The sequence below is a fragment of the uncultured Flavobacterium sp. genome (assembly GCF_963974175.1).
GTDB lineage: Bacteria > Bacteroidota > Bacteroidia > Flavobacteriales > Flavobacteriaceae > Flavobacterium.
Genome location: NZ_CAXBBR010000021.1, coordinates 1 through 3,832, shown reverse-complemented (window position 1 = coordinate 3,832; position 3,832 = coordinate 1). Strand labels below are relative to the sequence as shown.

Below are 3,832 nucleotides of genomic sequence, written 5' to 3'. Positions count from 1 at the left end.
ATAGAGACATTGAATAATCCATAAATTCTTTATTGATAATAACAAAAGGAAAATACAGTGTCACAGACTCAGCCAACTATTGAAAAAATTCACAGCCTTAGAAAAAAAACAAGAGACAGCGTTAAAAAGTCTTACCCTTATATAGTCGATACACTCTAAAAATGTCATAGCACTACTGGGATGAATTTTGCGCAGCCTCCTATCGTGCGCTCAAAGAAATTTGAAGCGGACTATAATAATTACCATCGTTTGTCAGGCGAGGGTAAGCGGGATACAGACACATTCAGAAATGAAATGAAGAATTTTATTACTATGTATCCTGAAGATTTTGAGAAAAAACCGCTAGAAAATTATTTGAAATAACAGCTATTAATGGCACTCCATTAACATTTCTGTAAGTACATTACCGTTAAATGATTACCCTGCGCAGCAAGATAGCTCTTTAACGTCTTTGCTAAAGGTTTGAGCGCATAACTTCAATCCTTCAACCATCGTCAAATACGGAAATAGTTGACCTGCCAATTCTTCGACTGTCATTTTATTATGAATAGCAAGAGCCGCACTTTGAATCAGTTCTCCGCCTTCATGGGCTAAAATTTGTGCGCCTATCAGTTTTCCCGTGGATTCTTCAGCTACCAACTTGATAAAACCATCCGTTTCAAAATTTGCTAAAGCTCTTGGTACGTTTTCCATATCAAGTACACGACTTATCGTATTTATTCCTACCGCTGAAGCTTGTACTTCGGTTAGACCTACCGTAGCAACTTGTGGGTCGGTGAATATAACAGCAGGCATGGTAGATAAGTCGAGTTGCGCATTTCCACCTGTCATATTAATTCCAGCCCTACTTCCGGCAGCAGCAGCAACATAAACAAATTGTGGCATATTGGAGCAATCTCCAGCGGCATAAATGTTAGCTGTTGATGTTTCCATCATACTATTAACAACAATGGCACCACTTTTATCTGTTTCAACACCAACATTTTCTAAACCAAGCTTTCCAGTATTTGCATGGCGACCCGTAGAGATAAGCAATTTTTCAGCGATTAATGTTCCTTCGTTAGTTTCCAATGAAAAACCATTGCTATCATAAGAAACATGACTTGCTTGCGTATTATTAAGTACCCTAATACCTTCTTTTTCAAAGCACTCTGCCAGTTTTTCACCTAATAACGGATCTTCAGCATATAAAAGGGTATGTCTGGCTAGAATTGTCACACGGCTACCTAAACGGGCATAAGCTTGCGCAATTTCCAGAGCAACAACGGAGGAGCCGATGACAACTAGACTACTCGGTAACTCTTCTGCAAATAAGGCTTCTGTTGATGTCCAATAAGGTGTATCAACTAAACCCTTAATTGGCGGAATGCTTGGTGTAGAGCCTGTTGCAATTAAAATGCGATCTGCAACCAGCTCTTCTTCACTACCATCAGACTTGTGAACTAGCAAGGTATTTTGATTTTTAAAACGTGCATAACCTTTAAGTAAAGATAGCGCGGGATTACTCTCTAAAATACGTTGATATTTAGCATCGCGTAGTTCTTCGACGCGAGCGTTTTGCTGATGTGCTAATAAGGAGCGGCTAAGTTGTGGCTGAATATTTTCTAAACCATCAAACGGGTTAGTACGTTGCTGATGCGCTAATTGCGCAGCACGGATCAATATTTTTGAAGGAACACAGCCGACATTTACACAGCAACCTCCGATTACATCGGCTCCTTCAATGATAGTAACTCTTGCTCCGCCTTCTGCTGCTTTAATCGCACTGGCAAAGGCCCCTGAACCACTACCAATAATGGCTACATGTAATTGTTCTGGCTGGATGTCATTTGACGAGCAACAACTATTCGTTGACATATTTTATTCCTCTTAAAAAGTTAAGCGGTACAAGTTTCATCATCACAGCGTTTATTCGCAGGAGAAACCATGTCCCAAATTGATACAGCAACCATTAGTCCTAGCCCCGTATAAGTAACGTATGAACTCCACCCGTACTGGAACCAAGGGTATAAAGAGAGTAAAACCAAAATGGGGCCAATTGAACCGATAAAACTACGGTGCCATTGACGATGGCTAAACCAGCCTAAGATATTCATTGCCAGCGCTAATACTGCAAACAGTGGTAACAACGTATTGATAAATACCCCTTCCCACTGACTAAGAAATCCCATCCCAATTGCCGCACCAAGACTAGCTATCGCGGGAAAACACATGGCGCATCCCATTGCCGAAACAAGTGCACCTATAGAGCCTGCTTTATCTCCGATACGCGTAACTAGTTCTAAGGGGCTAAATATTACTTATTTTCACTTTTTAAATTTGAAGGGTAGCCAGCGTTGGTAGTCGCTGCAATTAATGCATTGATGTTGGTTTTAGTGTCATCAAAAGAAACAACAGCTAGCTTAGGCTTGTAGGTAACTTTCGCATTTTCAACGCCATCAACATTTTCTAATGACTTTTTAACTGTGATTGGACATGTCGCACAGTTCATCGTTGGCACTTCCAGTGTAACTGTTTTTACTTCAGCAAAAGCACCAAAACTAGAAAGTGAAAGCAGTGCGGTTAATAATAATTTTTTCATAATTAGCTCCAAATTTTAAAATGTTATAAATTTCTTGATCTGTATATTAAGCAAACAAAAGTATCCAATAATTACTGGTCACTAAAATTGTCGCAACTATAGCGCTCAGCCAGAAAATGACTTTTCGTTGTTGCTGTTTCTTAGGAATTGCACAGGCCGTTCCCGGCTCACACTCTTCTACAGGACGGTAAATTTTCCAACCTGAGTAACCAAACAACAACACTACAAATGCGATAAATAATGGCCTATAGGGTTCAAATGCAGTTAAATTACCAATCCATGAGCCACTTACCCCAAGTAATAACAGGAGCAAAGGACCTACACAGCATACGCCTGCGCCTAATGCTGCTATGATGCCTCCTATCATTGGAAGGTTTGATTCTTTTTGATTCATATAGATACCTCATTAGATAATGCAAGTGTATTGCATGTACCTAAGTACGGAGTCAAGGGTGATTTATAAAAAATTTATCTTTGATAATCTGCTACGACAGATACGGGGAATAAGCTAACTTGAATTAAGGCGCAGAAGTAAAATTGGATATGCTGTTTTAGTGGGAAATGGTAGTTAAGTGAATCATTTACTTCGGTTGCAACGAATCAATTATTGGGCAGTGGCTATCGTCATCATTATTTTGGCATTGTCCTAAATGTTCTTCCAAAGCGTGTTCTAACAACAACAAGTCAGCCATCTTTTTTTGTACTGCGATCAGTTTTTTATTAGCTAATTCTTGTACTTTACTACATGGACTATCGTTTAACGCAAGTAACCCTTCAATCTCATTTAGCGTAAAACCTAATTCTTGAGAACGCTTGATAAAATGTATTCTATTTACCGTTTCTTTCGGGTAATGTCTATAGCCCTGCATAGGCTTTGGTGGTTGTTTAATTAAGCCTTTGCGTTCATAAAAGCGAATTGTTTCGACATTTACACTCAGTTCTTTAGCCAACATACTTATGGTTCGTTTAGACACGTTATCAATTACCTTACTGACTTTTTGTTTACTTACTTTATATCTAATTAAAGTGACCATCAATGAATACCAGTTTAAACATCGCTAATTGATTTTGTTTTTTCTTCTATTAAATAAGTAAAGTTACCGTTGTTACAACAATATTAAACCACAACAATGTATGGTTTATCCTTTTTCATTATCAAAGTCCAAATTAGTGTTATTACATGCAGTTCTACATGAGTATACCCTAAGGGAACCACCTATTTCACCCTTCAAACCTATTAACAGACCACTT

Annotated in this window: 7 protein-coding genes; 2 read left to right on the top strand and 5 right to left on the bottom strand. The window is 38.6% G+C overall.

Annotation, left to right across the window (positions count from 1 at the left end; translation table 11 throughout):
- The first annotated feature begins 180 nt into the window (after window positions 1–180).
- Window positions 181–363, top strand: coding sequence for a hypothetical protein (locus tag AAC069_RS17620; RefSeq protein ID WP_071001648.1), 183 nt, complete (start codon window positions 181–183; stop codon window positions 361–363).
- 54 nt (window positions 364–417) lie between these two features.
- Here the strand turns inward: AAC069_RS17620 and merA are convergent, their stop codons facing one another.
- Window positions 418–1,797 carry a mercury(II) reductase gene (gene merA / locus AAC069_RS17615; RefSeq protein ID WP_339921747.1) on the bottom strand — a complete coding sequence of 460 codons (1,380 nt, stop codon included), beginning with the start codon at window positions 1,795–1,797 and terminating at the stop codon, window positions 418–420.
- Between merA and AAC069_RS17610 the strand changes: the two genes are divergently transcribed.
- Complete coding sequence (locus AAC069_RS17610; RefSeq protein WP_339921748.1) at window positions 1,724–1,873, top strand: hypothetical protein; 150 nt, start codon at window positions 1,724–1,726, stop codon at window positions 1,871–1,873. The genes merA and AAC069_RS17610 overlap by 74 nt on opposite strands.
- Before the next feature lie 4 nt (window positions 1,874–1,877).
- On the opposite strand, the gene merC is transcribed toward AAC069_RS17610, so the two are convergent.
- The 4 genes from merC to merR form a co-directional block, all read right to left on the bottom strand.
- Window positions 1,878–2,297, bottom strand: a complete 420-nt coding sequence (merC, locus tag AAC069_RS17605) for an organomercurial transporter MerC (RefSeq protein WP_008467331.1) — start codon at window positions 2,295–2,297, stop codon at window positions 1,878–1,880.
- Window positions 2,297–2,581: a mercury resistance system periplasmic binding protein MerP gene (gene merP / locus AAC069_RS17600; protein ID WP_008110847.1), complete on the bottom strand. Its 285-nt coding sequence runs from the start codon at window positions 2,579–2,581 to the stop codon at window positions 2,297–2,299. The genes merC and merP overlap by 1 nt, the downstream gene beginning before the upstream one ends.
- A 46-nt stretch (window positions 2,582–2,627) precedes the next feature.
- Window positions 2,628–2,975: a mercuric transporter MerT family protein gene (locus AAC069_RS17595; protein ID WP_016899520.1), complete on the bottom strand. Its 348-nt coding sequence runs from the start codon at window positions 2,973–2,975 to the stop codon at window positions 2,628–2,630.
- A 187-nt stretch (window positions 2,976–3,162) separates the two neighbouring features.
- Window positions 3,163–3,615: an Hg(II)-responsive transcriptional regulator gene (merR, locus tag AAC069_RS17590; RefSeq protein ID WP_008110844.1), complete on the bottom strand. Its 453-nt coding sequence runs from the start codon at window positions 3,613–3,615 to the stop codon at window positions 3,163–3,165.
- Window positions 3,616–3,832 lie beyond the last annotated feature (217 nt).

Bases quoted from the DNA above. Each gene is read 5' to 3' on its own strand.
- merP (WP_008110847.1), bottom strand. From the start codon at position 2,581: ATGAAAAAATTATTATTAACCGCACTGCTTTCACTTTCTAGTTTTGGT.
- AAC069_RS17595 (WP_016899520.1), bottom strand. From the start codon at position 2,975: ATGAATCAAAAAGAATCAAACCTTCCAATGATAGGAGGCATCATAGCA.
- AAC069_RS17620 (WP_071001648.1), top strand. From the start codon at position 181: ATGAATTTTGCGCAGCCTCCTATCGTGCGCTCAAAGAAATTTGAAGCG.
- AAC069_RS17610 (WP_339921748.1), top strand. From the start codon at position 1,724: ATGATAGTAACTCTTGCTCCGCCTTCTGCTGCTTTAATCGCACTGGCA.
- merR (WP_008110844.1), bottom strand. From the start codon at position 3,615: ATGGTCACTTTAATTAGATATAAAGTAAGTAAACAAAAAGTCAGTAAG.